This is a genomic window from Saccharothrix ecbatanensis (assembly GCF_014205015.1).
GTDB lineage: Bacteria > Actinomycetota > Actinomycetes > Mycobacteriales > Pseudonocardiaceae > Actinosynnema > Actinosynnema ecbatanense.
In genome coordinates this window covers 2,189,222-2,215,158 of the sequence record NZ_JACHMO010000001.1, presented here as the reverse complement: position 1 = coordinate 2,215,158, position 25,937 = coordinate 2,189,222, and the positions used below count along the sequence as shown (strand labels likewise).

28 protein-coding genes are annotated in these 25,937 nt (G+C 71.4%); 18 read left to right on the top strand and 10 right to left on the bottom strand.

Translation table 11 applies throughout. The features are described from left to right. Positions 1-17: 17 nt before the first annotated feature. The 3 genes from F4560_RS09520 to F4560_RS09510 are packed head-to-tail and all read left to right on the top strand — an operon-like array spanning position 18 to position 1,092. The gene (locus F4560_RS09520; RefSeq protein ID WP_033440650.1) at positions 18-461 is read left to right on the top strand and encodes a phage tail protein; all 444 of its coding nucleotides are present in this window, start codon (positions 18-20) and stop codon (positions 459-461) included. Beyond that, a complete protein-coding gene (locus F4560_RS09515) occupies positions 461-937 on the top strand; it encodes a hypothetical protein (RefSeq protein WP_184918718.1) in 477 nt (158 codons plus the stop codon). Before F4560_RS09520 ends, F4560_RS09515 begins: the two co-directional genes overlap by 1 nt. Beyond that, positions 934-1,092: a DUF6760 family protein gene (locus tag F4560_RS09510; RefSeq protein ID WP_181320139.1), complete on the top strand. Its 159-nt coding sequence runs from the start codon at positions 934-936 to the stop codon at positions 1,090-1,092. Before F4560_RS09515 ends, F4560_RS09510 begins: the two co-directional genes overlap by 4 nt. 1,111 nt (positions 1,093-2,203) lie before the next feature. Here the strand turns inward: F4560_RS09510 and F4560_RS09505 are convergent. The 3 genes from F4560_RS09505 to F4560_RS09495 all read right to left on the bottom strand — a co-directional run bounded on the left by F4560_RS09505 (position 2,204) and on the right by F4560_RS09495 (position 3,210). Beyond that, positions 2,204-2,563, bottom strand: a complete 360-nt coding sequence (locus F4560_RS09505) for a hypothetical protein (RefSeq protein ID WP_184918716.1) — start codon at positions 2,561-2,563, stop codon at positions 2,204-2,206. 206 nt (positions 2,564-2,769) lie between these two features. Next, a complete protein-coding gene (locus F4560_RS09500) occupies positions 2,770-2,919 on the bottom strand; it encodes a hypothetical protein (protein WP_184918714.1) in 150 nt (49 codons plus the stop codon). 102 nt (positions 2,920-3,021) lie between these two features. Further along, entirely contained in the window at positions 3,022-3,210 is a 189-nt protein-coding gene (locus F4560_RS09495) for a hypothetical protein (RefSeq protein WP_184918712.1), read from the bottom strand. 91 nt (positions 3,211-3,301) lie between these two features. On the opposite strand from F4560_RS09495, the gene F4560_RS09490 reads away from it, so the two are divergent. The 12 genes from F4560_RS09490 (at position 3,302) to F4560_RS09435 (ending at position 12,846) form a co-directional block, all read left to right on the top strand. Next, positions 3,302-3,613 (top strand): hypothetical protein, encoded by a 312-nt coding sequence (locus F4560_RS09490; RefSeq protein WP_184918710.1) that lies wholly within the window; start codon positions 3,302-3,304, stop codon positions 3,611-3,613. A gap of 75 nt (positions 3,614-3,688) precedes the next feature. Further along, positions 3,689-4,114, top strand: a complete 426-nt coding sequence (locus tag F4560_RS09485; protein WP_184918708.1) for a phage tail protein — start codon at positions 3,689-3,691, stop codon at positions 4,112-4,114. Positions 4,115-4,129: 15 nt separating this feature from the next. After that, the gene (locus F4560_RS09480) at positions 4,130-4,837 is read left to right on the top strand and encodes a CIS tube protein (protein WP_184918706.1); all 708 of its coding nucleotides are present in this window, start codon (positions 4,130-4,132) and stop codon (positions 4,835-4,837) included. Then, positions 4,834-6,597 (top strand): VgrG-related protein, encoded by a 1,764-nt coding sequence (locus F4560_RS09475; RefSeq protein ID WP_184918704.1) that lies wholly within the window; start codon positions 4,834-4,836, stop codon positions 6,595-6,597. The genes F4560_RS09480 and F4560_RS09475 overlap by 4 nt, the downstream gene beginning before the upstream one ends. 22 nt (positions 6,598-6,619) lie before the next feature. After that, positions 6,620-6,925: a PAAR domain-containing protein gene (locus F4560_RS09470; RefSeq protein WP_184918702.1), complete on the top strand. Its 306-nt coding sequence runs from the start codon at positions 6,620-6,622 to the stop codon at positions 6,923-6,925. 1 nt (position 6,926) lies between these two features. Beyond that, positions 6,927-7,334 carry a gp25 family contractile injection system sheath assembly initiator gene (locus F4560_RS09465; RefSeq protein ID WP_184918701.1) on the top strand — a complete coding sequence of 136 codons (408 nt, stop codon included), beginning with the start codon at positions 6,927-6,929 and terminating at the stop codon, positions 7,332-7,334. Continuing rightward, positions 7,334-9,262, top strand: coding sequence for a putative baseplate assembly protein (locus tag F4560_RS09460; RefSeq protein WP_184918699.1), 1,929 nt, complete (start codon positions 7,334-7,336; stop codon positions 9,260-9,262). Before F4560_RS09465 ends, F4560_RS09460 begins: the two co-directional genes overlap by 1 nt. After that, positions 9,259-9,801, top strand: coding sequence for a phage tail protein (locus F4560_RS09455; protein WP_184918697.1), 543 nt, complete (start codon positions 9,259-9,261; stop codon positions 9,799-9,801). The genes F4560_RS09460 and F4560_RS09455 overlap by 4 nt, the downstream gene beginning before the upstream one ends. 1 nt (position 9,802) lies before the next feature. Beyond that, positions 9,803-10,792: an NADase-type glycan-binding domain-containing protein gene (locus F4560_RS45485; protein WP_184918695.1), complete on the top strand. Its 990-nt coding sequence runs from the start codon at positions 9,803-9,805 to the stop codon at positions 10,790-10,792. A 31-nt stretch (positions 10,793-10,823) separates the two neighbouring features. Continuing rightward, entirely contained in the window at positions 10,824-11,846 is a 1,023-nt protein-coding gene (locus tag F4560_RS09445; RefSeq protein ID WP_184918693.1) for an NAD-dependent epimerase/dehydratase family protein, read from the top strand. A 150-nt stretch (positions 11,847-11,996) separates the two neighbouring features. Further along, positions 11,997-12,617 (top strand): helix-turn-helix transcriptional regulator, encoded by a 621-nt coding sequence (locus F4560_RS09440; RefSeq protein ID WP_184918691.1) that lies wholly within the window; start codon positions 11,997-11,999, stop codon positions 12,615-12,617. A 1-nt stretch (position 12,618) separates the two neighbouring features. After that, positions 12,619-12,846, top strand: a complete 228-nt coding sequence (locus F4560_RS09435; RefSeq protein WP_184918689.1) for a hypothetical protein — start codon at positions 12,619-12,621, stop codon at positions 12,844-12,846. A 160-nt stretch (positions 12,847-13,006) separates the two neighbouring features. Here the strand turns inward: F4560_RS09435 and F4560_RS45480 are convergent, their stop codons facing one another. The 5 genes from F4560_RS45480 to F4560_RS09415 all read right to left on the bottom strand — a co-directional run bounded on the left by F4560_RS45480 (position 13,007) and on the right by F4560_RS09415 (position 21,704). Further along, the gene (locus F4560_RS45480) at positions 13,007-13,129 is read right to left on the bottom strand and encodes a hypothetical protein (RefSeq protein ID WP_281391897.1); all 123 of its coding nucleotides are present in this window, start codon (positions 13,127-13,129) and stop codon (positions 13,007-13,009) included. A 214-nt stretch (positions 13,130-13,343) separates the two neighbouring features. Then, positions 13,344-13,520 carry a hypothetical protein gene (locus F4560_RS09430; RefSeq protein ID WP_221483424.1) on the bottom strand — a complete coding sequence of 59 codons (177 nt, stop codon included), beginning with the start codon at positions 13,518-13,520 and terminating at the stop codon, positions 13,344-13,346. Between the two features lie 386 nt (positions 13,521-13,906). Beyond that, positions 13,907-17,314 (bottom strand): ATP-binding protein, encoded by a 3,408-nt coding sequence (locus F4560_RS09425; RefSeq protein ID WP_184918685.1) that lies wholly within the window; start codon positions 17,312-17,314, stop codon positions 13,907-13,909. Continuing rightward, on the bottom strand, positions 17,311-20,718 hold the full coding sequence (locus F4560_RS09420; RefSeq protein WP_184918683.1) for an ATP-binding protein: 3,408 nt from the start codon (positions 20,716-20,718) through the stop codon (positions 17,311-17,313). Before F4560_RS09420 ends, F4560_RS09425 begins: the two co-directional genes overlap by 4 nt. Positions 20,719-21,224: 506 nt before the next feature. Next, on the bottom strand, positions 21,225-21,704 hold the full coding sequence (locus F4560_RS09415; protein ID WP_246477767.1) for a MarR family winged helix-turn-helix transcriptional regulator: 480 nt from the start codon (positions 21,702-21,704) through the stop codon (positions 21,225-21,227). A 70-nt stretch (positions 21,705-21,774) separates the two neighbouring features. Here F4560_RS09415 and F4560_RS09410 point away from each other — a divergent pair, with 70 nt between their 5' ends. Beyond that, positions 21,775-22,371: a DUF3558 domain-containing protein gene (locus F4560_RS09410; RefSeq protein WP_184918681.1), complete on the top strand. Its 597-nt coding sequence runs from the start codon at positions 21,775-21,777 to the stop codon at positions 22,369-22,371. Positions 22,372-22,567: 196 nt separating this feature from the next. On the opposite strand, the gene F4560_RS09405 is transcribed toward F4560_RS09410, so the two are convergent. After that, entirely contained in the window at positions 22,568-22,957 is a 390-nt protein-coding gene (locus F4560_RS09405; protein ID WP_184918679.1) for a hypothetical protein, read from the bottom strand. A 50-nt stretch (positions 22,958-23,007) separates the two neighbouring features. Next, a complete protein-coding gene (locus tag F4560_RS09400; protein WP_184918677.1) occupies positions 23,008-23,643 on the bottom strand; it encodes a phosphatase PAP2 family protein in 636 nt (211 codons plus the stop codon). A gap of 120 nt (positions 23,644-23,763) precedes the next feature. Between F4560_RS09400 and F4560_RS09395 the strand changes: the two genes are divergently transcribed. Both F4560_RS09395 and F4560_RS09390 read left to right on the top strand, forming a co-directional pair. Then, positions 23,764-24,312, top strand: a complete 549-nt coding sequence (locus tag F4560_RS09395) for a carboxymuconolactone decarboxylase family protein (protein WP_184918675.1) — start codon at positions 23,764-23,766, stop codon at positions 24,310-24,312. A 471-nt stretch (positions 24,313-24,783) separates the two neighbouring features. Next, positions 24,784-25,920 (top strand): glycoside hydrolase family 3 N-terminal domain-containing protein, encoded by a 1,137-nt coding sequence (locus tag F4560_RS09390; protein WP_184929009.1) that lies wholly within the window; start codon positions 24,784-24,786, stop codon positions 25,918-25,920. Positions 25,921-25,937: the final 17 nt, after the last annotated feature.

Below are 25,937 nucleotides of genomic sequence, written 5' to 3'. Positions count from 1 at the left end.
GAAAGGCAGCATCAGTCATGGCAGACGGCGACGCTCTCTCCACCCACATCTTCGGCCTCCAGCTCGGCGCGTACATGGTCGAGTCCCTCCAGGAGGTCAGCGGGGTGACCATCGAGGAGGACGTGGTCGAGATCTCGCAGGTGACCCCGCAGGGGAAGCCGTTGCTGCGCAAGCAGCCCGGCGCCCGCAAGGGCGGCGAGATCACGGTCACCAGGGGGATGGACAAGAGCAAGGAGTTCACCAAGTGGTTGAAGGAGACGGTGAACAAGGGTGACGTCGAGACGGCGCGCCAGAACATCACCATCGAGATCATGAACAGCAAGGGCGAGACCGAACGCCGGCTCAACCTGGTCAACGGGTGGGTCAGCAAGTGGGAGGGCCCGTCGCTCAAGGCGGGCGAGTCCAGTGCCGCGATCGAGAAGGTGACCATCACCTTCGAGGACATCACCCTGGAGGACTGATGAGGCGTCGGGTGATCGGCCTCGACTCGCTGGACGAGCTCGCGGAGCCCGTCGAGACCACCGGTTCTGCCGGCTCGGTCGCTTCGATGGTGGAGCGTGAGCCCGCGCTGCGCACGGAGTTCGACTTCGAACTGCCGCGCGGGTACGTGGACGCGGAGGGCGTGGTGCACCGGCACGGCCGAATGCGGCTGGCGACGGCCCGGGACGAGCTGCGACCGCAGATCGACCTGCGGGTGAAGGAGAACCCGGGCTACCTCAGCGTGCTGCTGCTCAGCATGGTGATCACCGAGTTGGGCGCGGTGGAGGAGGTGAACGTGGGTGTGGTGGAGCGGATGTACGCCACGGACATCGCGTTCCTCCAGGACTTCTACCGGCGGATCAACAGCGAGGGGCACACGCGTGCGGGCGTGACGTGCCCGTCGTGCGGGAGTGGGTTCGAGGTCGACCTGGCCGGTGGTCGCCTGGGGGAATCGTGACGTACGCGGCCGACCGGCTGCACGAGGAGGTCGCGTACGTGGCCTACCACTTCCACTGGCAACGAGAGCAGATCCTCGACCTTGAGCACCACGAGCGCAGGCGTTGGGTCCGTGAGATCGCACGTATCAACACGAGGGTGAACGAAGGGGGGTGACCCGATGGGCTTCTGGGACAGGTTCCGCCGCAAGCCCGCTGCCGCTGTTCCTGTTTCCGCCGCGCCGGCGCGGCGGCGACCCGATTCCGATGGTGGTTGGCGTGCGACCCGGCCGATGGACGGCGTGATCCAGCGTGCGGGGATCGCGGTGGGCGACGGGCTGCGGTTCCGTGGCGGCCTGGCGGCGTGGCAGGACCACCGGACGGGCGGGGAGCTGGGTCACGCCGTCCTGCCGGGCGCTCCGGCCGGTGTGATGCACGGGGTGGCGCGGCACACCGGCGAGCCGGGCGAGTACACCGGAAACGACCAGCTCACCGTCGCCCTCCGCCCCACCACCTCACCCGCAACTCCTTCTCTCACAACACCTCCCAGCGCAAACTATTCACCCCCTGCAAGTTCTGCCGCACTTCCTCCTTCTCCCGCACCCACCGGGTCCAGCACCACCCCCGCTGCGCCGGAGCCACCCGTCACGCAGCGATCAGTCGCCACCCCGGTACCGCTGCGCCGACTCGGCACACCGCTGATCGCGGCGCGTCGGGAGGTGACCCCACTACGCCCGATTCCAGCCCTCCGCGCGACGAATCCGGCCGAACCAACCCCACTGGTCGGACAGCAGTCGACACCCACTCCCGTACAACGCCAGACCGCCACATCCCCGCCGCCACCGAACAACTCGCCCACTCCCATGACCATGCCGAGCCGCAACCGACCCGCACCCAGCCCGCCCTCCAGCCAGACACCCGTGCAGCGGAAGCCCAGAACCGGCCCGGTCTTAGGCGAGCCACTAGCACAGATCCCCGCCACCGCAGTAGTGCAGCGCGACCAAACCGCGCGAGTCCAACACTCAGACCCCGTGAGTCCTACGTTCAGGACCCCTGAATTCAACACTCAGAACACCGTTGGCCCGCGCGGGCCGATCCTCGGTGAGCCCTTGGCGCAGTTGCCGGCCGGTGCGGTCGTGCAGCGGTCGGAGGCTTCGAGCGACCCGATCGGATCGCCGACGACCGGCCGGCCGCACAACCGTCAGGACAACCATCAGGGCGAGCCGGACCGCCAGCCCGACACCACACGGCCCGCAGGGGCACCACGGTCGACGGGGCAGGCACGGACGTCAGGGCAGGCGCGGACACCGAGGCAGGAACCGGTGCCTGGGCAGGAAGCGATGCCTCGGCAGGCACGGCTTCCAGTCGTCCGACTCGACCACCCGAGTGTGCAGCGCCACACAGTGCAGCGTCACTCCGGGCAGCGTCACTCCGAACAGAGCCAGACCGGGCAGCACCACGCCGGGCACGGCCAAACCGGGCAGGACCAGACAGCGCAGGACCAGACAGCGCAGGGCCGGACAGCGCAGGGCCAAACCGGGCGGGACCAAGCCGGGCAGGGCTACACCGGGCAGGGCTACACCGCCACCGCGCCCCTGCTCCCGGCACGCCCACTGGTCTCCCCCACAACCCCGGACCTGCCTCCGCACACGGCGAACTTGCCCAAAGCGGTCCCGCTCCAGTGGACGTCCCCAACCCGCCAGGGCTCGGCAACGCGCAGGCCCTCGGGCGACGGGAGCACTAGGCCCGATGTCCAACGCGCGGTTGCCAAGGGGGTCGCGCGTGCACATCCGGACCCGGTGCTCCCCCGCGCCACGGCTGGATCACAGCGCACCACCGCACCGACCACCAGCGTTCAGCACACCGCGACGGTGGCGACCGGCCCACAGCACACCACCACGCGGACCGGCAACGTCCAGCACACCGCCAGCACCCAGCGCGGCGCGACACCGACGAGCAGCATCCAGCGGACTGCGACACCCGCAAGCAGCGGCCACCGGCGCACCGCGACAGGCGTACATCCCACCGCGACACCGCCGACCGACACACCTCCCGCCACAACACCGGTGACTAGCGTGCAGCGCACCGCCACAGCGGCCAACGACCTTCAGCACACCTCGACGCCGGCCGGGAACATCCAGCGCGCCGCAACACCGGCGGGCAACGTGCAGCGCACGGCAACACCGACGGCCAGCACCCACCGCACCGCGGCACCGACAAACACCGTCCAGCGCACCGCAACACCCACGACCAGCACCCAACCCACCGCGACACCGACGAACACCGTCCAGCGCACCGTCCAGCGCGCCGTAGTCCGGCCGACTCCACCAGCCGACCTACCCGGATCCACCGCCCACCACCCGATCAAACCGGCGTACCCACCCGTAGTGGTGTCGGCGCCGAAGCCGGTCCAGCAGGCCAAGGCACCGCCCGCCACCCCGGTGACCTGGTCGGCCACCGTCCAACGGTCGCCAAACCGCACCCTGGACAACAACGCCGTGGACGACGACTCCGTACACACAAAGTCCGGGAACAAGAACAAGAAGTCCGCAGCCGACCAGTCCGGACCACAGCGCCTGGACCGCTCCGACCTCGACGACCTCGCCCGCCGCCTGCTCGACCCGGTCGGCAGGCTCCTGCGCGCCGAACTGCGCCACGGCCGCGAGCGCGCCGGCATCCTGCACGACCGCCGCCGCTGACCCACCCCACCGCGCACACCGAAAGCACAGAGCCAAAGCACAGACCGAACGCGCAGACCAGCACAGGAGATCCCGATGTCCGACACCCTCTTCGCCACCAGCGTCTTCTTCCGGCTCTCCATAGCGGGCAACGATCTCGGCGCGTTCCACACCTGTGACGGCATGGGCGCGCAGATGGAGGTCGAGCAGTTCGCCGAGGGCGGCAACAACGGTTTCAGCTGGCAGCTCCCCTCCCGCATCACCTGGTCGAACATCACGATGACGCGACCGGTCACCAAGGACACCGCCAAAGTCGTCAAGTGGCTCAACGACGTCATCAAGAAGGTCGAGCGCAAGGACGGCGAGATCGTCGCCCTCACCCCCGACGGCAGCACGATCGCCAGCTGGCAGGTCCAGGGCATCGTCCCCGTCCGCTGGCAGGGCCCGTCCTTCGACCCGTCCACCTCCCAAGCCGCCACGGAAACCCTCGAATTCGCCCACGAAGGCATCGACGCGTCCTGACAGGAGGTCCACCACATGGCACGCAAACCGGGAGCGAGCCTCACCCGCGCCCAGCTCGTCATCATGGAGCCGCCGGCCAAGACGGGCGCGAAGCCGGGCGCCCGGCTGGCCACGGTGAAGTTCCAGTTCAACCCGAGCACGCTGGCACTGAGCAAGAACACCGAGTGGCGCCGCAACCCCTCCCGCATGGCGGAGGAGGCGTCGATGCCCGAGTTCGTCGGCAGCGGACCGCGGACCCTGTCGGTGGACGTCCTCCTCGACGCCACCGCCACGCACGACAACTCGGTGGAGATCCGGGTGGAGCAGCTGCTCAAGGCCTGCGTGCCCACCAAGAAGAGCCTGGCGACGAAGAAGCCCGCGAGCCCGTGGGTCCGCTTCGAGTGGGGCACCTCCAAGACCACGTCGTTCGACGGCGTGCTGTCGAACCTCTCGGTGGACTACTCGCTGTTCGACGTCGACGGACGCCCGCTGCGTGCGAGGTGCTCGCTGTCGATCGAGGAGGCCGGCGCCTACGTCCTCGGCCAGAACCCGACGTCAGGGTCACGCGAGGCCCGCCGCACGCACCGTGTCGTCAAAGGCGACAGCCTGCCGCAGCTGGCGTGGCGCGAGTACGGCGACGCCACCGCCTGGCGGGTGATCGCCGAGGCGAACGACATCGACGACCCGATGCTGCTCGTGCCGGGCGTCGAGCTGCTGGTGCCAGCGATGGAGGACGCACGATGACCGCCGCCAAGCCGCTCCGGTCGTTCGCCGCCGACCTGATCGTGAAGGCCGGCTCGCTGTCGCCCATGTGGGAGGAGAGGCTGGTCAGCTGCGTGGTCGACGAGAACGTCGGCCTGCCGGACCTCGCCGTCCTCACCTACCGGGACGACATGCACGAGCTGCTGACCGACAGCGGCATCAAGATCGGCACGCCGGTGACGGTGTCCGTGGTGACGGTCGAGAGCAAGGCGCAGCTGTTCGGCGGCGAGGTCACCGCGCTGGAGGCGGACCGCGACTCGACCGGCACGTTCACCGTCATCCGCGCCATGAGCAAGGCCCACCGGCTGTTCCGGGGCCGCCGGGTGGAGGCGTTCCACAACGTCCCCGCCGCCACGGTCGTGCGCCAGGTCGCCCGGAACGCGGGCCTCACCGTCGGCCGCGTCGAGCTCTCCCCGGTCCGGTACACGCAGATCAGCCAGGCGAACGTGTCGGACTGGGAGTTCCTCCAGCAGCTCGCCCACGAGCACGGCGTGACCGTCCAGGTGGACGACACGGGCAAGCTGGAGCTGCTCAAGCCCAAGCCCGCGTCCGGTGCGCCGGCGCCCGACGTGCAAAGTCCTCTGGTGCTCCGGCACGACCGCCTGCTGTCCCTGCGCGCCTCGCTCACCGGAGCCGACCAGGTGGAAAGGGTAGAGGTGCGGGCCTGGGACGTGGCGACCAAGAAGGCGTTCGTGGCGGTCGAGCCGGCCATCCGGAGCAAGACCGCCCTGCCGGGCTTCGGCACGTCCGTCGCCGGCAAGCGGACGACCATGCTGGTGGCGGACACGCCGTACAGCACGCAGGCCGAGGCCGACACCGCGGCACGGTCGCTCGCCGAGGCCGTCAGCGCCGGGTACGCCGAGATCGAGGCGGTCGCCAATGGCGACCCCCAGCTGCGCGCGGGCGTGCCGATCACGTTGGACGACGCCGGGCCGGCGTTCAGCGGGCGCTACACCGCCTCGTCGGTGCGGCACGTGATCGACTCCGTCACCGGCTACCGCAGCATCGTCACGGTGAGCAGTTCGCCGGACCGGTCGCTGGCCGGGTTGGCTCTGGGCGGCAACGCGCCCGCACGCTCGCCGCGGATGCCGGGTCTGGCCACCGGGATCGTCACCGACATCAAGGAGGTCGGCCGCGACCAGCGGGGCCTGGTGCGGCTGAAGTTCCCCTGGCTGGACGACAACTACGTCACCGACTGGGTCCGCACCGTGCAGTGGGGCGGGGTCGGCGGCGGCGGGGTGTTCAGCCCCGAGGTCAACGACGAGGTGCTGGTCGGCTTCGAGCAGGGCAGCCTGGACCGCCCGTACGTGCTCGGCGGCCTCTACAACGGCGTCGACCTCCCCTCACCGCACGACCTGCCGCTGGTGGACCGCACGAGCGGCCGGGTGAACCGGCGGTCGCTGGTGTCCCGCAAGGGCAACCGGCTGGAGCTGCTGGACGGCCTCACCACCGCCGGTGTCCGGGTCCAGACCGGCGACAAGCGGCTCGACATCACGCTGGACGAGAAGACCGGCAGCATCGACATCCGCGTGAGCGGTCCGCGGGGTCGCCGGGTCCTCGGCTCGATCACCCTGAACGCCAAGGGGATCACCGTCGACGCCGGGCTCGGCGACCTGGTGTTGAAGGGCAACACGGTGTCCGTCGAGGCGACCACCTCGGCGTCCGTGAACGGTGGCACCGACGCGTCCCTCGACGGCGGCGTCCAAGCCGTGGTCAAGGCCCCGATCGTCCGGATCAACTGACGCTCATGACGAGGGAGACCTGATGCCCCCCGCTGCCCGGCTGGGTGACAAGACGTCGCACGGCGGCACCGTCGGCCCACCGCCGGCCGCCGTCGCAATCAAGGTCGCCACGGTCCTGATCGAGGGCAAGCCTGCCGCTGTGGGCGGCAGTCAGCACGTGTGCATCGTGCCGAAGGACCTCGCGATGGGGCCGTTGAACATCGTCGAACCCCGCCTCACCGGCCAGGTGCTCATCGGCGGGGTGAACGCGGCTCGGGTCGGCGACAGCACCACGTGCGACGCGACCATCCTCTCCGGCGCGCCCACCGTCCACATCGGAGGCAGGTGACATGAGCGAGAGCTTCATCGGGCGCGGCTGGGGTTTCCCGATGCGCACCGGACCCACCGGCGGGATCGGGATGGTCGAGCGCGACCAGGAGATCACCGAGGCGATCCGGCTCGTCCTGGGCACCGCGCCGGGTGAACGGCCGATGCGCCCCGAGTTCGGCTGCGGCATCCACGAGCACGTGTTCGCGTCGGCGGACGGCGCCACGGCGGGCCACATCGCCCGCGAGGTGCGTGCCGCGCTGGACCGGTGGGAGCCGCGGATCGAGGTCGACGACGTGGTCGTCGCGTTCGACGCGGTCGAGGCCGGGACGCTCTACATCGACGTGCGCTACACGATCCGGTCGACCAACGACCAGCGCAACCTGGTCTTCCCCTTCTACACCATCCCCGACGAAGGGAGCGCGGACTGATGGCGCTGCCCGCACCCAACCTGGACGACCGCCGGTTCCAGCAGCTCGTGGACGAGGCCAAGCGGTACGTCCAGCAGAGCTGTCCGGAGTGGACGGACCACAACGTCTCCGACCCCGGCGTCACGCTCATCGAGACGTTCGCGCAGATGGTCGACCAGCTCGTCTACCGGCTCAACCGGGTGCCCGAGCGCAACCACCTGGCGTTCCTGGACCTGCTCGGCATCACGCTGTTCCCGCCGACCGCCGCGCGCGCCGACGTCACGTTCTGGCTGTCCGCGCCGCAGCCGCAGACCGTGGTGCTGCCGGTCGGCACGGAAGTCTCCACGGAACGCTCGGAGGACTCCGAGGAGGTCGTGTTCGCCACGACCGACGAGCTGGCCGTGGTGCCGTGCTCGGTGCAGCGGCTGGTGACCAGGGCGGCGTCGGGCGAGCACGCCGACCGCACCAGAGACCTGGAAGCGGGCCAGGACGTGCGGTGCTTCCAGGCCGCGCCCGCGCCCGGTGACGCGACGCTGTTCGGCCTGTCGGCGGCGGTGCCGCGCTGTGTCGTGGTGCTGCGACTGGACAGCCGGGTCGAGGGCATCGGCGTGGACCCGCGGCAGCCGCCGCTGGTGTGGGAGGCGTGGACCGGGCAGGACTGGCTGCCGTGCGAGGTGGACGAGGACAGCACCGGCGGCCTGAACCGGCCCGGTGAGGTCGTGCTGCACGTGCCGGCCGGTCACGCCGAGTCGGTGGTGGCCGGCCACCGCGCGGGCTGGCTGCGCTGCCGGGTCACCGAGCCGGCGCGCGAGCAGCCGTTCTACGCCAACTCCCCGACGATCAGGGAGGCCGAGGCGTTCACGATCGGCGGTACCACGGCGGCCGAGCACGCGGAGACCGAGAGGGATGTGCCGCTGGGTGAGACGGCGGGCGTGCCGGGGCAGCGGTTCACCGTGCCGCGCTCCCCCGTGCTGCTGGACGGCGATCCGCTGGTGGTGCGGGTGTCGGCGGGCGACGGCTGGCAGGACTGGACCGTCGTGGAGCACTTCGGCGCGTCGAAGCCGGACGACCGGCACGTGGTGCTGGACGCCGTCCGGGGCGAGTTCCAGTTCCCGCCGGCGGTCCGTGAGGCGGACGGGACGTTGCGCCGCTACGGCGCGGTGCCGCCCAAGGGCTCGGTGGTGCAGGTGCCCCGTTACCGCACGGGCGGCGGGCGTTCCGGGAACGTGGCGCGTGGCGCGATCTCCGTGCTGCGCAGTTCCGTGCCGTACGTGTCGGCGGTGGAGAACCGTGAGGCGGCACGCGGTGGCGTGGACGGCGAGACGATCGCCGAGGCGAAGGTGCGTGCGCCCCACCAGCTCCGGGTGCAGGAACGAGCGGTGACCGCCGAGGACCACGAGCACATCGCCAAGCTGGCCGCGCCGTCGCTGGCCAGGGTGCGGTGCCTGCCTGACGGGCCGGGCGCGGCGCGAGTGCTGGTCGTGCCCGACGCCGTCGCCGACCAGGGCGACCGGCTGAGGTTCGAGCAGTTGGTGCCGACCGAGGACGTGGTGTCGGCGGTGGCCCGGCGGTTGGACGAACGGCGGCTGCTCGGCACGCGGCTGGTCGTGGAACCGCCGCGCTACCAGGGCATCACGGTCGTCGCGCGGGTGGCGGCGCCTGAAGCCGAGGCCAACCGCGTGCGTGAGGAAGCGCTGGACGCCCTCTACCGTTACCTCAACCCGTTGCGTGGCGGCACGGACGGCGTGGGGTGGGAGTTCGGGCGGCCCGTGCAGTTCGGCGAGGTGTTCGCGGTGCTGCAAGGCGTTGCCGGGGTGCGACTGGTGGAGGAGATCCGGCTGTTCCCGGCCAACCCGATCACCGGGGCGCGCGGTGCTCCGGTGGACCGGGTCGAGGTGGCGCCGAACGCCCTGGTGTTCTCCTACCAGCACCAGGTCGTGGTCGCATGAGCCGCGTCGCACTGCCAGAGCTGCCCAGCCGGTACCCGCTGGGCGAGATGCTGCCCGCCCTGTACGCGGCGGACGACTTCGCCCAGCGGTTCACCTCCGGTCTGGACGCCGTGCTGTCCGCGATCCTGTCGACGCTGGACAACCTGCCCGAGTACTTCGACGCCGACCTCGCGCCAGAGGACTTCGTCGCGTGGTTGTCGTCCTGGGTGGCGGCGGACATGGACCCGTCGTGGCCGGAGTCGCTGCGGCGTGAAGCGGTCCGCCGCGCCGTCGACCTGCACCGCCTGCGCGGCACCGCTCAAGGCCTTGTGGCACGGCTGGAGCTGTGCCTGGGCGTGCGGGCCTCGGTGGTCGACGGGTCGGGCGCGACGTGGTCCACCCGACCCGACACCGCCATGCCCGAACGGCAGGACGTCGTCGTGGTGCGGGTGCGGCCGGGCCGGTCCGGGGTGGTCGACCGGGAGCGGGTGGTGGCGCTGGTCGACGCGGCGCGCCCGCTGCACGTCACCTGCACCGTCGAAGTGCTGAACGGGGATTGACATGCGCCTGTGCACGCAGTGCGGCGCGCCCATGCGGGACGCCGACGACTTCTGCGGCAACTGCGGCACCTACCTGGGTTGGGCCGCCACGCCGGAGTCGGCCGAGCCACTCACCGGACCACTCACCGGGCCGCTCGCCGGTCCATTCGCCGGGCCGCTCGCCGGGCCGCTCGCCGGTCCATTCGCCGGGCCGCTCGCCGGGCCGCTCGCCGAACAGGAGCCCGAGAAGCGGCCGGGACCGGTGCCGCCGGGTCGTCCGGAAGCCCGTCGACCACTGCCCAGCGCGGTGGACGACGAGGTGGTCATCGGGCCGCCGTGCCCGGCGTGCGGCACCGCGAACCCGCCCGGACGCCGGTTCTGCCGCCGCTGCGCCACGCCGCTGGTCTCCTCCGCTGTTCGCAAGGAGAGCCCGCTGACACGACGTCGGTGGCGGTGGCACGGCGACCGGTCACGCTGGCTGCGCCGACTGGTCGCGGTGGCGGCGTGCGCGGTGTTGCTGCTGGCCGCGATCCTCTTCTACCCCAATGCCCTGGCGCTGATCGAGGACATCCGCGACAAGACGTCCACCCCGGTCGCCGTCGGTCCGAGCAGCAGCACCGCCACCGCCGAGGTGCCCGGCCACCCCGCTGCCGCCGCCGTGGACGGGCTGTCGAACCGGTACTGGGGCGCGACCGCTGTGGGTGACACGGTGGAGTTCGGTTTCGCCACACCGTTCCGGCTGCTGTCGGTGGTGGTGCACACGGGCGCGGGCGTGGAGGAGAAGGCGTTCCTGGGGCAGGCCAGGGTGACGTCGGTGGACATGGTGGTGACGTCGGCGGACGGCGTCAACCGCACCATCCCGTTACCCCTCGCCGACAAGGTCGGGCCGCAACGCGTCGACATGGCGGTGAGCGGGGTCGTGCGGGTCCGGCTGGTCGTGCAGGCCGCCGCCGGGTTGGCGCCGGGACGGCACATCGCGTTGGGCGAGGTGGAGTTCTTCCGCCGACCTTAGGTGTCCACTGTAGACAGAGTAGGAGCGGCACATGGACGTGGTAGTGGTCACCGGCTCGGCGGGTCTGGTGGGCGGTGAGGCCGTGCGGGCGCTCGCGGCGAGGTTCGACCTGGTCGTGGGCGTGGACAACCTGGCGGACGTCGAGCTCATCCCGAACTACCGGCACCACCGGGCGGACGTGCGTGATCTCGGCGCGCTCACCAGCGTGTTCGGCGAGTACGGCACGGACGTGCGGCTGGTCGTGCACACGGCCGGGCAGCCGGTGTCCACGCAGCCACTCGTGGACCTGAACGTCAACGCGGTCGGCACGATGAACGTGCTGGAGACCGTTCGGACGCACTGCCCGGGTGCGGTCGTCGTGCTCACGTCCACCACGAAGGTGTACGGCGACGCGTCGGACTCCCTGCCGGTGCTGGAAGCGTCGACGAGGTGGGAGATCGACGCCTCGCACCCGTACCACGAGCACGGCGTCGACGAGTCGGTCCGCGCGGACGGCGTGAACCGGACGTTCTTCGGGGTGTCGAAGTTGGCGGCCGACCTCGCGGCGCGGTCGTACGCGAGCGGGTTGGGGATGCGGGTCGGTGTGTTCCGGTGCGGCAGCGTGACCGGCGCGGGGGTGGTGCAGGACGGCTTCCTGTCGAACATGGTGCGGGCTGCCGTGCGCGGTGCGACGTTCCCGGTGATCGGGCACGGGGGCAAGCAGGTGCGGGACGTGCTGGACGCGCGGGACCTGGTGGAGATGTTCTGGCAGTTCTACCTGGAGCCGAGGCCGGGCGAGGTCTACCACGCGGGTGGCGGGCGGGAGCGGAGTGCGTCGATCCTGGAGCTGATCGCGCAGTACGAGTACCTGACCGGCTGCGAGGTGCCGTTCGAGTACGAGCCCGAGAACCGGTTCGCCGATGTTCGGTGGTGGATCACCGACACGCGCAAGTTCCGGCGCGACTACCCGGGCTGGCAACCGGTGCACGGTCTGGCTGACATCCTGCTGTCGGTACACGGGCACTGGGCAGATGTGCTAGCCGACCCCTTGACCGGCAGCGGTCCCCGGTGTTGAGTTCGGTGTGCGCTTGCTGGTTCTTCACGGTTCTTCACGGTTCTTCACGGCGGGCGCGGGGCGTGAAGAATCCTTGTAGACGCCTTTGAGACCGCGTGAAGCCGTAGATCACAGACTCGGTGGTGCAAACCGAGACCGTGGGAGGCAGCGGTGGAGAAAGTCCGGGTCGTCGTCCAGGCGGCGGATCACCTGAGCATGACGGGTCTGATCGCGTACCTCGGGTCGAGGTCCGATGTGCGGGTGTTGGAGAACGCGCAGCACGAGAAGCCCGACGTCGTGGTGGTGGCGGTGAACCAGCTGACCACCGAGGTCGTGTCGCGGCTGCGCCGGGCCGCCGCGCACGTGGGTGCGCCGGTGGTGCTGATCGTCGACGAGGTCGGCGAGGCGGATGTGCTGACGGCGGTCGAGTGCCGAATCGTCGCAGTCCTGCCGCGCAGCACGGTGACTGACCAGCTGGTGTTGCGGAGTGTGCTGTCGGCGGCGTCGGGTGGCGGTGTGATGCCGCCGAACATGGTGGCCGAGTTGCTCCGGCATGTGCAGCGGTTGCAGCAGCAGGTGCTGTCGCCGGAGGGTGGCCCTGATCGGCTGTCGGCGCGGGAGGCCGACGTGCTGCGGTTGATGGCGGACGGGTTGGACACGGCGGAGATCGCAGGCCGGCTGTCGTACTCGGAGCGGACCATCAAGAACGTGTTCTACGGCATCACGACCCGGCTGAACCTACGCAACCGGCCGCATGCGGTGGCCTATGCCCTTCGGAAGGGGATGATCTGACGTGACCGCCAAGCCCGAAGCCTTGACGAGGAAGGACGGTGCAGCACTGCGCCAAGTGGTGGACCTGGCACTGCGGGGCATCCGCGCCAAGGACCGAATGCCACACCCCACCCGAAACCGGATGCCACGGCCCATCCGACACCCACGCACCGAGACCCTGTGGGTGATGTCCGCCGACGGTGTGATCAACGCCCCCGAGGACGACAAGGACCACACCCCCAGGATTTGACCGGCGCCGAGAACCGCCAAGATCACCCAAAAGGGTCACCGGCTCCGGGGATGAATGGAAATGCCGAATGTGTTGCCAGAGAGAAGAAGGTATGGCACCACGGCCCCCAGCCTGCACCCCGACCACAGACGGACCCCACCACAACCCCACACCGAACCGCTCACCCGAGCAGACTCCCCAGCGCCCACGCCCCCACCCACGCGACACGGGCCACGCCCACCAGCCACGCGACACGGGCCACCCTCAGCCCACCGCCACCCGCGCGGACGGACCCTCGGTCCACCACCGCCACCCGCGCGGCCTGCACGGAGCCTCGGTCCGCCGCCGCCACCCCACGGCCTGCACGGACCCTCAGCCCACCGCCGCCACCCGCACGGCGTGGAGCAGCCGCCAGCCCCCGCCCCGACTCAGGCGAAGTGGCCCGGTACTCAGCCCGACTCCACGACCCGCACACCACCGGCCGGTCCCCAGCCCACCCGCGCGATGCGGGCCGGTGTTCAGCCCTGTTCCGCCGGCCGCACGGCGTAGGCCGGTCCCCAGCGGCCGGTCTCCAGCGGCCGGTCTCCAGCGGCCGGTCTCCAGCGGCCGGTCTCCAGCGGCCGGTCTCCAGCGGCCGGTCTCCGGCCCACCGCCACCGGCGCGACGTGGATCCCTCGGGCCATCACGACCCGCATGACGTGGGCCGGTCCTCGGCCCACCACCGCGATCCGCACGACGTGGGCCGGTGTCCATCCCACTGCGACCCGGACGGCTCGCACCAGCCGCCAGCCCACCGCCACGACCCGCGCGGCTGCGGTGTGGGCAGGTGCTCGGCCCTCCGTCGCCGTCCGAGCGAGGCAGGCCGGTGCTCAGACCCGACTCCGTGACCCAGGCGAAGTGGGCCGGTGCTCAGCTCGGCGCCGCCGCCCGAACGACGGAGGCCGGCCCTCAGCCGAGCTCCGTAGCCGCCACAAGGCGGGGCCGGTCCACCGATCACCACCACGACCCACACCGCAAGGGGCGGTGTTCAGGCCGACTCCGCTGTTCAGACCGACTCCGCTGTTCAGACCGACTCCGCTGCTCAGGCCGACTCCGCCACCCGAGCAGCGGCACGGCGGACGTCCCACAGAGCGCCGAATCCCCGGTACAGGGAGATCGCCTCCCCGACGACACCCTCAGCCTCCGCCGCCTGCCCCCGCCGCGCCAACAGCACGGCCTGGTCCTCCAGCGTCTGCGCCAACTCGAACGTCCGCCCCGCCGCCCGGTAGTGCCCGACCACCGGCGCCAACCCCTCCGGGTCCGCCGCCAGCACGCTCCGACACCGCCGCGCCGCAGCCGACGCACGCGCCTCCTTCGTCTCCCGCGCCGCCTCGGCCTCGCAAGCCTCCACCGCCGCCCAAGCCGTGGCGAGATCACCACAAGCCAACGCCTGCCGCACCAACTCCGGCAGCCACTGGTGCCGCAGCATCATGTCCGCATACCGCGTATCGAGGATCGTGCCCAACACCGCCACCGCACCCGCATGATCACCGTCACGCGCCGCCGCCATCGCCTGCGCCGCCACGAGAAAATCGCAGTTCTCCCGGTACGCCTCCGTCACCAACGGCAACGTCAGCCCGGTCTCCAGGTGCGTGGCCAGCGCAACCCCGTCATCCCGGTGCGCCGCGATCAACGCCACCACGCCGTGCAGCAGCACCGGACCACCCTCCCGCAGCCCGAAGCCGGTGAACTCCGGATCGCCGACCACCCCCTCCAACCCCGCCACCGCCGCGTCCCACCCACCCAGCCAGAACTGGTGCACGGCGGCAGCCAGGTGCAGACCCGCCACCGGCGTCCCACGCCCGGCCAACTCGAACGCCGCACGCAGGCTCGAAGTCGCCTCGTCCAACCGGTCCAGGCACTGCAACGTGAAGATCCGGTTGTCCAGCAACAACAACCGCAGGTCCGTGAGGCTCACATCCGTACCCACCACGTCCAACGCCTGATCCAGGTACGCCACGGCACGCGGGTAGTCCCGGCGCACCGCCTCCACCTGCCACAGCACCTCCAACGCCTGACCGATGGCGAACGGGTCGGCGGCCCGCTCCCCCGCCTCGATCGCCGCCCGCGCACTGACCTCGGCGCCGTCCAACTCCCCAATCCCGGCCCGCTGCACCAAAGCCAGCAACGACAACAGCCTGGCCCGCCACATGTCCGACAGCACCGGATCGGCCAACGCCTCCCGTGACGCCGCCACCGCCTCCTCCGCCCGCGCACCCCGATAAGGCATGTACGCGAGCGTCCAACGCACCTCCGCGATCAGGTCCGGCGACCGCAACCGGGGCAACGCGCGACGAGCGTGCTCCTCGGCCTCCGTGTCCCGCCCGATCCGGAACAGCGCGCTGCTCAGGTGCGCCATCAACGTCGCGTCACGCTCATCCCGCGCCACGGACGACCGCAGGCACCGCTGCAGCAACTCGACCGCCACCAACGGCGCCCGGTAGACCAGCGCGGGAGCCTGCGCGACCAGCCAGTCCACCACCCACGAACCGACCTCGCCGGCCGCCGCCAGCAGCTGCTCCGCCACGTGGTCCACGGGCGCGCCGGACGCCGCCAACGCCTGCGCCGCCTGCTGGTGCAGCGCCGTCCGCAAAGAGGCGGGCGTCCCCTCGTACAAAGCCTGCCGGATGAGCGGGTGCCGGAACGCCATCCGCGGACCCGCGTCGCGCAGAACGCCCGCCGCGATGGCCTCCTCAAGCCGTGCGGCGAGGTCGAACACGGGCGTGCCCAGGACCACCGACAGGTCGCTCACCACGAACTCGCCACCGAGCAGGGCGGACCACCGCAGCACCTCCCGGGTCGGGTCGGACAGGAAGTCCAGCCGCCCGGTCACCGCGGACACCAGCGACACCGGCACCCGGTCCAGCGCGTGCACGGCGACGTCCGCCACCCCGGTGTCGACCTCCACGACACGTTCACGGACCAACGCGTCGGCGACCTCCCGCACGTACAGCGGATTGCCCCCGGCACGTGCGGCGATCCGACGCAGCCCGGGACCGGGCGACGCGCCCACGAGCCGTCCGACCAGCCCCGCCACCTCCGTGTCGGCCAACGGCGCGAGATCCAGCACCGCGCCCCCACCGGACTCCACGTCCCGGCGCAGACGGGCGATCTCGGCCCGGTACGGCACCGGTCGGGCGGCGCCGACCAGCAGCAACGGCAGCCGCCGCGCCACGGTCGTCAGCCGGTGCCACACCTGCGTGCTGGTCTCGTCCGACCACTGGAGGTCGTCCAGCGCGAACACCAACGGCCCGTCCGCGCACAGCTGCTCCACCAACGCCACCAGCCGGTCGACCGCGCCGAACACGGGGTCGGAGTCGGCGAAGATCGACCCGGCGGGCCGCTCCTGGCGCAGTGCCCGCGCCGTCGCCGCACGCCGCGGATCAGGCGAGTGCGTGTCGACGCCGAGGCAGTCCAGGGCGAGCCGCAGCGGGAACCGGCTGCCCAGCTCGTCCGCCACGGCGTGGGCGATCTGGTGCCCGGCCCGTAAAGCCTGGGCCAGCACGGCCGAAACCAGCGCCGACTTGCCGATGCCCATCTCGCCCTCGACCCACAGCAGCCGACCGGCCCCGGTGGTGACGTCGTCGACGAGCCGCCGCACCGCCGCCAGCTCCACGTCCCGCCCCACCAGCTCGGTGTCGGGCGGCGGGCCGGCAGGCTCCACAATGGACAGGCGACGCTTCGCCGGCTCCGGATCCGTCCCGCTCAGGATGTGCTCGTGCGCGGCACGCAGGCGCTGGCCGGGCTCGACTTCCAGCTCGGCGACCAGCACCCGGCGCGCGTCCCGGAACACCTCCAACGCCTCCGCACTGCGCCCGGACCGGTGTAACGCCAGCATCAGCAGCTCACGCGCCCGTTCCCGCAACGGCTCCTCCGCGACGAGGGCCGCCAGCTCGGCGACCACTTCCGCGTGCGCATCGGAGGCCAACGCCGCCTCGGCCCGGAGTTCCCGCGCGGTCGTCCGCGCTTCGCCCAGCCTGCGCCGCTGGGCGTCGGCGAACGGGCCGGTCAATCCCGCCAGCGCCTCGCCACGCCACAGCTCCAACGCCTCGTCCAGCGAACGCCGGGCAGCCGCCGGGTCACCGTCCACCAGCAGCCGCCGGGCCTGGTCGCGCGACGACTCGAACCGCGCCACGTCCAGCCCGCCGTCCACCAGCAGGCGGTACCCCGAGCCCGCCGACACCAGCACGCGGGACGGGGTGCCGCGTGGCCGGTCCGGTTCCAGTGCCTTGCGCAACGTCGAAACGTACGTGTGGACGCTGCCCTCGGCCGTCGGCGGCGCGTCGATGCCCCACACACCCGCCACCAGCTCGTCACGCCCCACGCCACCCGAGCGCAACGCCAACATCGCGAACAACGCACGCGGCCTCGATGAGCCCAGGGCGACTTCCCGCTCACCCGACCAGGCACGCACCGTGCCCAGCAGCTCGACCCGCAACGCGCCCGTCATCCCGCGATCCACCTCTCGTCCGCATCCTCAGGACCACTGCTCATCCGGTCCCGCGCCCGCTGCACGTCGTGCACCGCGCCCAAGCCGCCGTACCCCGCCAACGCCTCGCGGAACGCCGCGTCACCCTCAGCACGGTCACCCCGCGCCACCAACAGCACCGCCGCGTCCTCCAACGCCTCCGCCAACTCCACCGGCCGTCCGACCGCCCGGTACCGCGCCACCGCTTCGAGCACCGGCTCCGGATCACCCCGGACCAGCCCTCGACACCGGCCCTCGGCCGCGTGCGCCCGGCCGGGAACCCGTTCCATCGAGGCTTCCTCGACACACCCGGCCAGTGCCCGCTCGGCCAGGTCCGACCGCCCGGTCCGGACGGCCAGCCGCGCCACGTCGGGCAGCCACTGGTGCCGCAGCACCATGTGCCCTGGCATCGACGTCAACAGTGGCTCCACGGCGGCGAAGGCCTCGTCGGGCCGCCCCGCGCGCTCGGCCAGCACCGCTCGCGCGACCATCAGGAAGTCGCCGTTCTCCCGGTCGGAGGGCACGGCCAGGGGTTGTTCGGCGGCGGCACGGAGGTGTTCCTCGGCCAGCCGCGTCCGGCCACGTCGGGCGGCGATCAGGGCCGCCACACCCCGCACGAGCAGCACCGGTCCGCGTTCACGCAACCCGTAGGCGGTGCTGCCCGGATCGTCACGCAGGACGTCCGCCTCGGCCAACGCCCGGTCCCACCGGCCGCGCCAGTAGTCCTGCACGGCGGTGGTGATGTGCGGGCCGGACCCGGCCAGCTCACGGGCCTCATGCAGCACGTCGTCGGCCTCGTCCAGCCGGTCCAGGCTCTGCAAGGTGAACGCCTTGTTGTCCAGCAGGCCGAGCGCCAGCGTGCTGAAGTCGGGGTCGCCCACGACCAAGGCCAGCGCACGATCAACATGCCCCAACGCCTGGAAGTGATCACGGCGGACCGTGCTGACCTGCCACAACCCTTGCAGCGCATGGGCAGCGGCGAAGTCGTCGCGCAGTTCCTCGCCCCGCCGCAACGCACGACGAGCGGTCGCCTCGGCGGCGGCGACGTCGTTGAGGCCGTCCCGCTGCACCACCGCCAGCAACGACTCCATCCGCGCCCGCCACAACGGCGGTGTCACGTCGTCCTCCACCGCCGCCCGCAACGCGTCCACCGCCTCCGTCACCTGCCCGTCCCGGTACCGGGTGTAGGCGAGGATCCAGCGCATCCCGGCCGCCCGGTCCTGGTTCCTGGTGCGGGCCAGCACGTACCGCGCCGCCGCCTGGGGTGGCCGACCCAGCCAGAACATCGAGCGGGCCAGCAGCGCGGCCAACCGCTCCCGGTGTTCGGCGTCCACAGTGGACTCGGCGAGGACGGCGCGGAGCAGCCCGACGGTCGAGTCCGGCGCCCGGCGCACGAGCACCGCCGCGCGCTCGGTCAGCCAGTCGGCGGCCCACTCGTCCACCGTGCCGGGAGCAGCGGCCAACTGCCCGACGACAAGTTCCGCCGGTGCGCCGGCGTCGGCCAGCGCGCCCGCGGCCTGGCGGTGCAGCGCGGCCCGGACACCGGCGGGCACGGACAGGTACAGCGCCTGCCGGATCAGCGGGTGGCGGAACGCCAGCTTCAGCCCACCGTCGTCCAGCACACCGGCGGCGGTCGCCTCCTCCACCGCCGCGACGAGGTCCGACGACGTGCGGCCCAGCGCGGTCGCGGCGTCCCCGAGGGCGAACTCGTCACCCAGCAGCGCCGCCGACCGCAACACGTCCGTGGTGGCCGGGGACAGGAAGCCCAGCCTTCGGGCCATCACCGACACCAGCGCGCGGGGCATCTCCTGATCGGCGCACGGGGTCGCCTCGGCCAGGCCGTCGACCACCTGGATCGTGCCCTCGCGCAGCATGACGTCGACCAAGTCCTTGGTGTACAGGGGATTCCCGGTGGCGAGGCCGACGAGCGCGCGCAGGCTGCGACCGGGAGGGGCGCCCACGAGCCCGGTCAGCATCGCGGTGACCGAGTCGTCCGACAGCGGGCGGAGTTCGAGGACCCGGCCACCGGAGCCGACGACCGTGCGCCGCACCTGCTCGACGTCGGCTCGCCGCGGCACCGGCCTCCCCGCCGCGACCAGCAGCAGCGGCCACTGGCGCACGTTCCGCAGAAGCCGGTGCCACAGCAGGACACTGGCCTCGTCCACCCACTGGACATCGTCCACCACGATGATCAGCGGCGCCTCGGCGCACAACTCGTCGACCAGGCCCAGCAGCCGTTCGATCACCATGGGCACCGGGTCGCCGAGAGCGTCGACCGGGCCGCGCAAAGCCTGCGCCAACGCGGCCCGGCGTGGATCACGGGACGACTCGGTGACGTCGAGGCAGTCGAGCAGCACCCGCAGCGGGCTGCGCGGCCCGAACTCGTCACCGGCGGCCCACGCCACCCGGCACCCCGCCTCCACCGCCCCGGACAGCCCAGTGGCTAACAGGGCGGACTTGCCGATCCCCGGCTCACCGTCGACCCAGACCGCGCCACCCCGCCGGGCAGCCAGGCGCGACACGGCCTCCCGCAGCACGTCCGACTCCTCGTCCCGACCGACGAACAGGGCGGGCTGGACCGTCGGCGAGACGCCGACCCTGCGTGGCGCGGGAACGTCGTCGGCCTTGTCCTCCAACACGATCCGATGCGCCTGCCGCAACGCCGCACCGGGTTCGATCCCCAGTTCCTCGACCAGCACCCGCCGCGCGTCGTGGTAGACCTCCAACGCCTCGGCCTGCCGCCCGGCCCTCTGCAACGCCGTCATCAGCAACGCGCGCAGGCCCTCCCGCACCGGGTGCTCACGCGTCAGCGCCGCCAGGTCCGCGATCACGTCCCCGTGCCGTCCGACGACCAGCGCCAACTCGGCCCGGCGTTCCGCGGTGGCCAGTCGCAACTCGTGCAACCGCGACCGCTGCGACTCGGCGAACGGGCCGGGCACGCCCGACAGCGCCTCACCCCGCCACAACGCGTGCGCCTGGTCCAGCTCGGCCAACGCCAGCGCCGGGTCGCGGTCGCCCAACTCTCGGGCCCGCTCCCTGTGGCGTTCGAACCGGTGCACGTCCACTCCGTCCACCGGCACGCGCAGGCAGTACCCGGAACCGGCAGAGGTGAGGACGACCCCGGTGGACCGCTTGGCCCGCTCCGGTTCCAACGCGCGGCGCAAGCCGGAGACGTACGTGTGCAGGCCGGCGCCGGCGGTCGCGGGAGGCGAGTCGCCCCAGACGCCGTCGATCAGCTCGTCCTTGGAAACGGCCTGGCCGGCCCGAAGTGCGAGCAAGGCGAACACCGCACGCCGCCGTGCGGTGCCGAGGTCGACCTCCACCCCGCTTCGCCATGCCCTGACCGGCCCCAGCAGTTCCACGGTGACGGGGACCGTGGCGCTCATCACCGTTTCCGTCCACTGCGTCTGGAATGCGAGGCCATTCGGGTGATTGCGCGCGGATTCGGACCGGTTGGCGAGTTCCGGGAGTTCCGGGAGTTCCCACTTCGACCGCGGCAGGTTATCACGGTCCCCGAACAGGCCCGCCACCTGCGAAGAGGTCCACCAAGCAAGACGCATTCCAGCGGACGGGGAATGGCGTCCGCGGCGCATTCGACCGGCGACATCGAAACAGGAGACCCCCTCACCCCGCCTGACCTGCGCGATCAGTCCACCCACCCGACGGACTCGATCGCACTCGACTCCAACATAACCACAGCGGGCCACTCCGGTCGCCATGCCGTGGGGGTGAACACCGATACCCCCGGAGTGGTAGGAACAAGTGCGGCGGGCCGACTGCGAGCGGACGCCGTATTCACGAATGCGGCACCACAGAGCAACCGGTTAGGCCGCATGGAGGAACGGCGTGCCGCATTAGTTCGTCACACGAACTGTAATCGCGTCCGCGTGCTCTAGTGCTTGCGGGCGGACGAGGCCGCTTCGTCCAGTTCCAGGAAGACCACCGGAACCTCGTTGTCGAGCACGACGCGGCCGAGCAGGTCGGCGAGGGCGTCACGTTCGGCGGCGTCGAGCGAGGTCGGCAGCTCGTCGATCCGGCGGCACGTCTCGTTGTAGAACTCTTCGGCCAGCTTGCCGCCCCGAGGGGTCAGCGCGACCCGTACCGCGCGGGTGTCTTCGGGGTCCGGTTCACGGCGGACCAGGCCGTTGCGCTCGCTCCGGTCCACCAGGCCGGTGAGGCTCGACTTGGCCAGGCCCAGCACGGTGCTCAGCTCGCCCATGCCGTAGGGCTGTGCCATCAAAACGCAGAGGAGTTGCCCTTGCTGCGGGGTGAGGCCGTGCTCCCGACCGGACTGGGCGTAGACGGCGTTGACCAGGAACGTGGTCCGCACCATGGCGGTCACCAGCCCCATCCGGCCGTCGTGCTTTCCCATCGGTTCAGGGTACATCCAGTTCGGTCACGATTCGTACGACGAACTTCCCGGTCGCGTAGCATGGCCGGTCGTGACCTTTCGTGCCCGACGTGCCACCGTGGGACTGCTGACGTTCGCGTTCCTCGTCGCCGGGTGCACCGGCACCCCTGACCCCGCGCCGACGACGCCGTCCGCGACTTCGGTGGCGCCGTCCACTTGGGGTCCCGTGCCGAGTGCGGACGCCCGGCCACAGGACCTGGCCGCGTCCGCGCCGAAGAAGTTCACCGACGGCGATGTCTGCAAGCTGCTGACGTTGGAGGAGATCAAGGCGACCGCCAAGTCCCCTTCCGCGGAGGACTTGATCACGGATCCCGGCAAGCGGTGCTCGTGGCAGCTGGGTGACAGCGTGGACGACAAGGGCATGCCGGCCGAGTTCCTGATCATCCAGGTGCACCGGGCGGACATGTGGCAGGGAGCCGAGCAGGGCGCAATCAGCGGCCACCCGACGCGGCGGCGGTCCCAGGAAGGGCTGTGCGTGCTGCGGATCGCGTTGCGCAAGCCCGTCGACCAGCACACCGACCAGCCGGTGATGGCCATCAGTTTGAAGAGGACCACCGAGCAGGCCGACGTGTGCCCCGCAGCCCAGTCCCTCGCCGCCCTCGCCCTGGACCGACTCCCCGCCGCCTGACCCGACCGGTCCCGCGCCTTCACGCGGACTCCGCCGGTCAGTAGGCGCGGCGGATCTCGCGCAGCTGCTCCAGGTACGCCTCGGCCTCGGGCTCGCCGGAGAACCTGTCGATCAGGACCGTGGCCAAGTCCTGGGAGACCATGGCCAACGACGGGAGTGGCTTCCGCGCGCCGGACAACGCTTGACGGCCCGAACGTCACGGCACCTTCAAGGTCACCTCCACGCGCTGCCGCTGCACCAAGCTTGACGCGGTCTGACCCGCTCGCGCGGCTGCGACGACGCCCCGGTAGTCACCGGAGGTCAGTGCGAACCACGCCTTCATCTCGTGTGCCCAGCCCAGAACGCCCGCGCTCCCGATCTCCTGGCCGAGGCTGAGCGCCAACCGACGAGCCGCCTCGGAGGCTCGCCGGTCCCCCATGTCGTACTCCAGGCAGCCCACCAGCAACGCCAACCACCCGGCGAGCTCCAAGGTGTCCCGACGCTGCCGGAAGCCGAGCCGTTGCTCCTGCATCCCCACGATCCGCCGTAGCCACCGGCACCCTTCCACCAGAAGTTCTTCCGGCCAGCTTGGGACGTCCTCGCTCATCGTCGGCTCCTCCTCTGGCGGCGTTCGTGGTCTCGCTGAGACCGGAGCGGCTACGTCAAGAGCCAGTAGGGAAAGCCACCCATGATCAAGCCGAGGACGCTGCCCGCGGTGGCTTGGGATGTGGTGTGGTCGCCGAGTTCGACCCTCGACCAGGCGACCAGCACGACGGCGAGGCCGACGAGGGCGAACCAGGGTCCGTAGGCGATCGTGAGGATCACGGCTGATCCGGCCGCCACCGCCGCGTGAATGGAGATCTTCCAGCCTCGGGCGCCGTTGGCCGGGAGCGCGAACGTGATGGCGATGCTGACCACCAGCGACGCGAACATCGCCAGCGAGAGGGCGATCATCTGCCTGGGCGCGCCGCCGAGGACGAGAAGCGCGATGCCGCCACCGAGTGAGATCATGCAGGCGATGAACGGGATCAGCCGGCCTTCGCGGTTGGTGACGTGGTGGCTGTCCCACTTGCCGCGTCGTGCGCCTCGGATGATCACGACCATCGGGATGACCGAGCCGGTGATGCCGACCACCAGGCCCCACAGAAGTGTGCCGCCGAACGTCTTCGTGGCGTGCCAGCCGATCGCCAAGGGCAGGCCGAGCACCCACACCCACGGGGCGAGCACCTCGGTGGCGAGCCGTGCGACCCGGCGGGAGGTGGTCTTGCGGGTGATGTCGGTGGGCGTGGTCATGCTGGTTCCGGGACTCCTTGGTGGTGGCGGCGACCGGTGAGTTGGCGACGGCGTGTCGTATTCTCCGATCATGGTGTGCGTGGTGGTTAACGGGGCTGTCGGACAGCTAGCGTGACACCCATGGCGCACATCGACCTCGGCGTGGACGAGACCCTGTTCCCCGGCATCACCGGCCCGCTGAGGTTCCGGGCCGAGACCGCCAAGCCGCTCAACGAGCTGGCCGAGGTCCTGTTGCGCGGCCCGAACTCGTTGCCGGCCGGTGAGCGGGAGCTGATCGCCGCCTACGTCTCCGGGCTCAACGACTGCACGTTCTGCTGCGACTCCCACTCGGCCTTCGCCGCCGCGCAGCTCCACGACGGCATGACGCTGGTCGAGCAAGTGCGGGCCGACCTCGACGCCGCGCCGGTGTCGGACAAGCTGCGGGCGCTGTTGCGGATCGCGGGCGCGGTGAGCGAGTCCGGCCGCAACGTCACCGAGGACATGGTGGAGACGGCACGCGAGCACGGCGCCACCGACGTCGAGATCCACGACACCGTGCTGATCGCGGCGGCGTTCTGCATGTACAACCGGTACGTCGACGGCCTGGGCACGCTCGCGCCGGCGGACACCGGGATGTACACCGAGGCCGCGCAGCGGATCATCGAGCACGGTTACCTGCGCCGGGGGTAATCGACAAGCTTGATCCGCGAGTTCACCCGATCGATTGCGACGCGGCCCGGGTAATCGTTTTCCCGCCCTTTCAAGGTCACCTCGGAATTGGCGGAAGTGGCGAACCTCGGCTTTCCGCGTACCATCCGACCACGGATATCATGTCGGGTGATGTCCCCGCGAACGCGGAATGCCGTACCGGCCGCTCGACGGCCGTGGTCGTGGCTGCGGCCTGGCAGCAGCCCATCGCCTACCGGCAACGACGTGGGAGTGAAACATTTTGCACGCGGGATCTGGATCGACCTGGACGACCGTGGGGACAAGCCACCGGGCGGCCGGACCCGTCGACGTGTGCGAGCTCACCCGTAGCCCCGGTCACGCCGGTCCGCCGACCGTCGGAAGCGGTCGAGCGTGACGCGGCCGGGCGGCCGACGCGCCGGCACCTCCACGCTGCTGCTGTTCGTGGCGGTCGGCGCCCTGTTGGCGGCGGCGATGGCCGTGGCGACCAGCTCGCCCGGTGAACGCCTGATGGCGGGGTCTCCGGCGGCCGAGCCGTCGTCCTCGACCGTGCCGCCGTCCACCTCGTCGGCCGAGCGGTCGACCCCACCTCCGCCGCCCGAGCCGCCCAAACCGCCCGAGGACCCGTGCGCCGCGAAGATCACCGCGCTGCCGTTGCGGGCTCGGCTCGCGCAGCTCGTGGTCGTCGGCGTCGACCCCCGTGGACCGGCCGACGCACTGGCCGCCGTCCAGGGCGAGCAGGTCGGCGGCATCTTCATCGGCGGTGACGACGTCGGCCTGCTCAGCGCGGACGCCCTCGGCCCCGTGCACGCCGCGTCCACCCTGCCGCTCACCGTGGCCGTGGACGACGAGGGCGGCCGGGTCCAGCGGCTCGAAGCGATCGCGGGCCCGATGCCCAGCGCACGGCGGATGGCGGCCGACATGTCGCCCGACCAGGTCCGCGCGGTGGCGCACGAACGCGGGCGGGTGCTGCGCGAACGCGGCGTGACCACCGACCTCGCACCCGTCCTCGACACCAGCGGCCAACCCGACCGGACGGTGATCGGCGACCGGTCGTTCAGCCCCGACCCGGACACCGCCCTCGGGTACGCGCTCGCGTTCGCCGCCGGACTGAAGGACGCGGGCGTCGCGCCGGTCGTCAAGCACTTCCCCGGGCACGGCAACACGAGCGGTGACTCGCACCTCGGCGCGGTGCAGTCGCCGCCGCTCGACGCGCTGCGCGGGACGGATCTGGTCCCGTACCGGCACCTCACTCGATTCGGTGAAGTCGTGGTGATGCTGGGGCACATCAACGTGCCCGGTCTGACCGCCGGCAAGCCCGCCACCCTCAGCCCGGAGGCCTACGCCCTGCTGCGCGGCGAGTTCGGCTTCACCGGCCCGGCGATGACGGACGACCTGGGCGCGATGCGTGCGGTGACCGACCTGGTAGGCCTGCCCGACGCCGTCACGCAGGCCCTCGCCGCGGGCGCGGACATCGCCCTGTGGTCGTCCGGTGGCCGCGTCGGTGAAGTGCTCGACCACCTGGAACGCGCGGTGGCCGCGGGCACCCTGCCGCAGGCCCGCGTGGACGAGGCCCTCCGCCGGGTGCTGGCGTCGAAGCAGGTGTGTTGAGCGCACTATCATTCCGC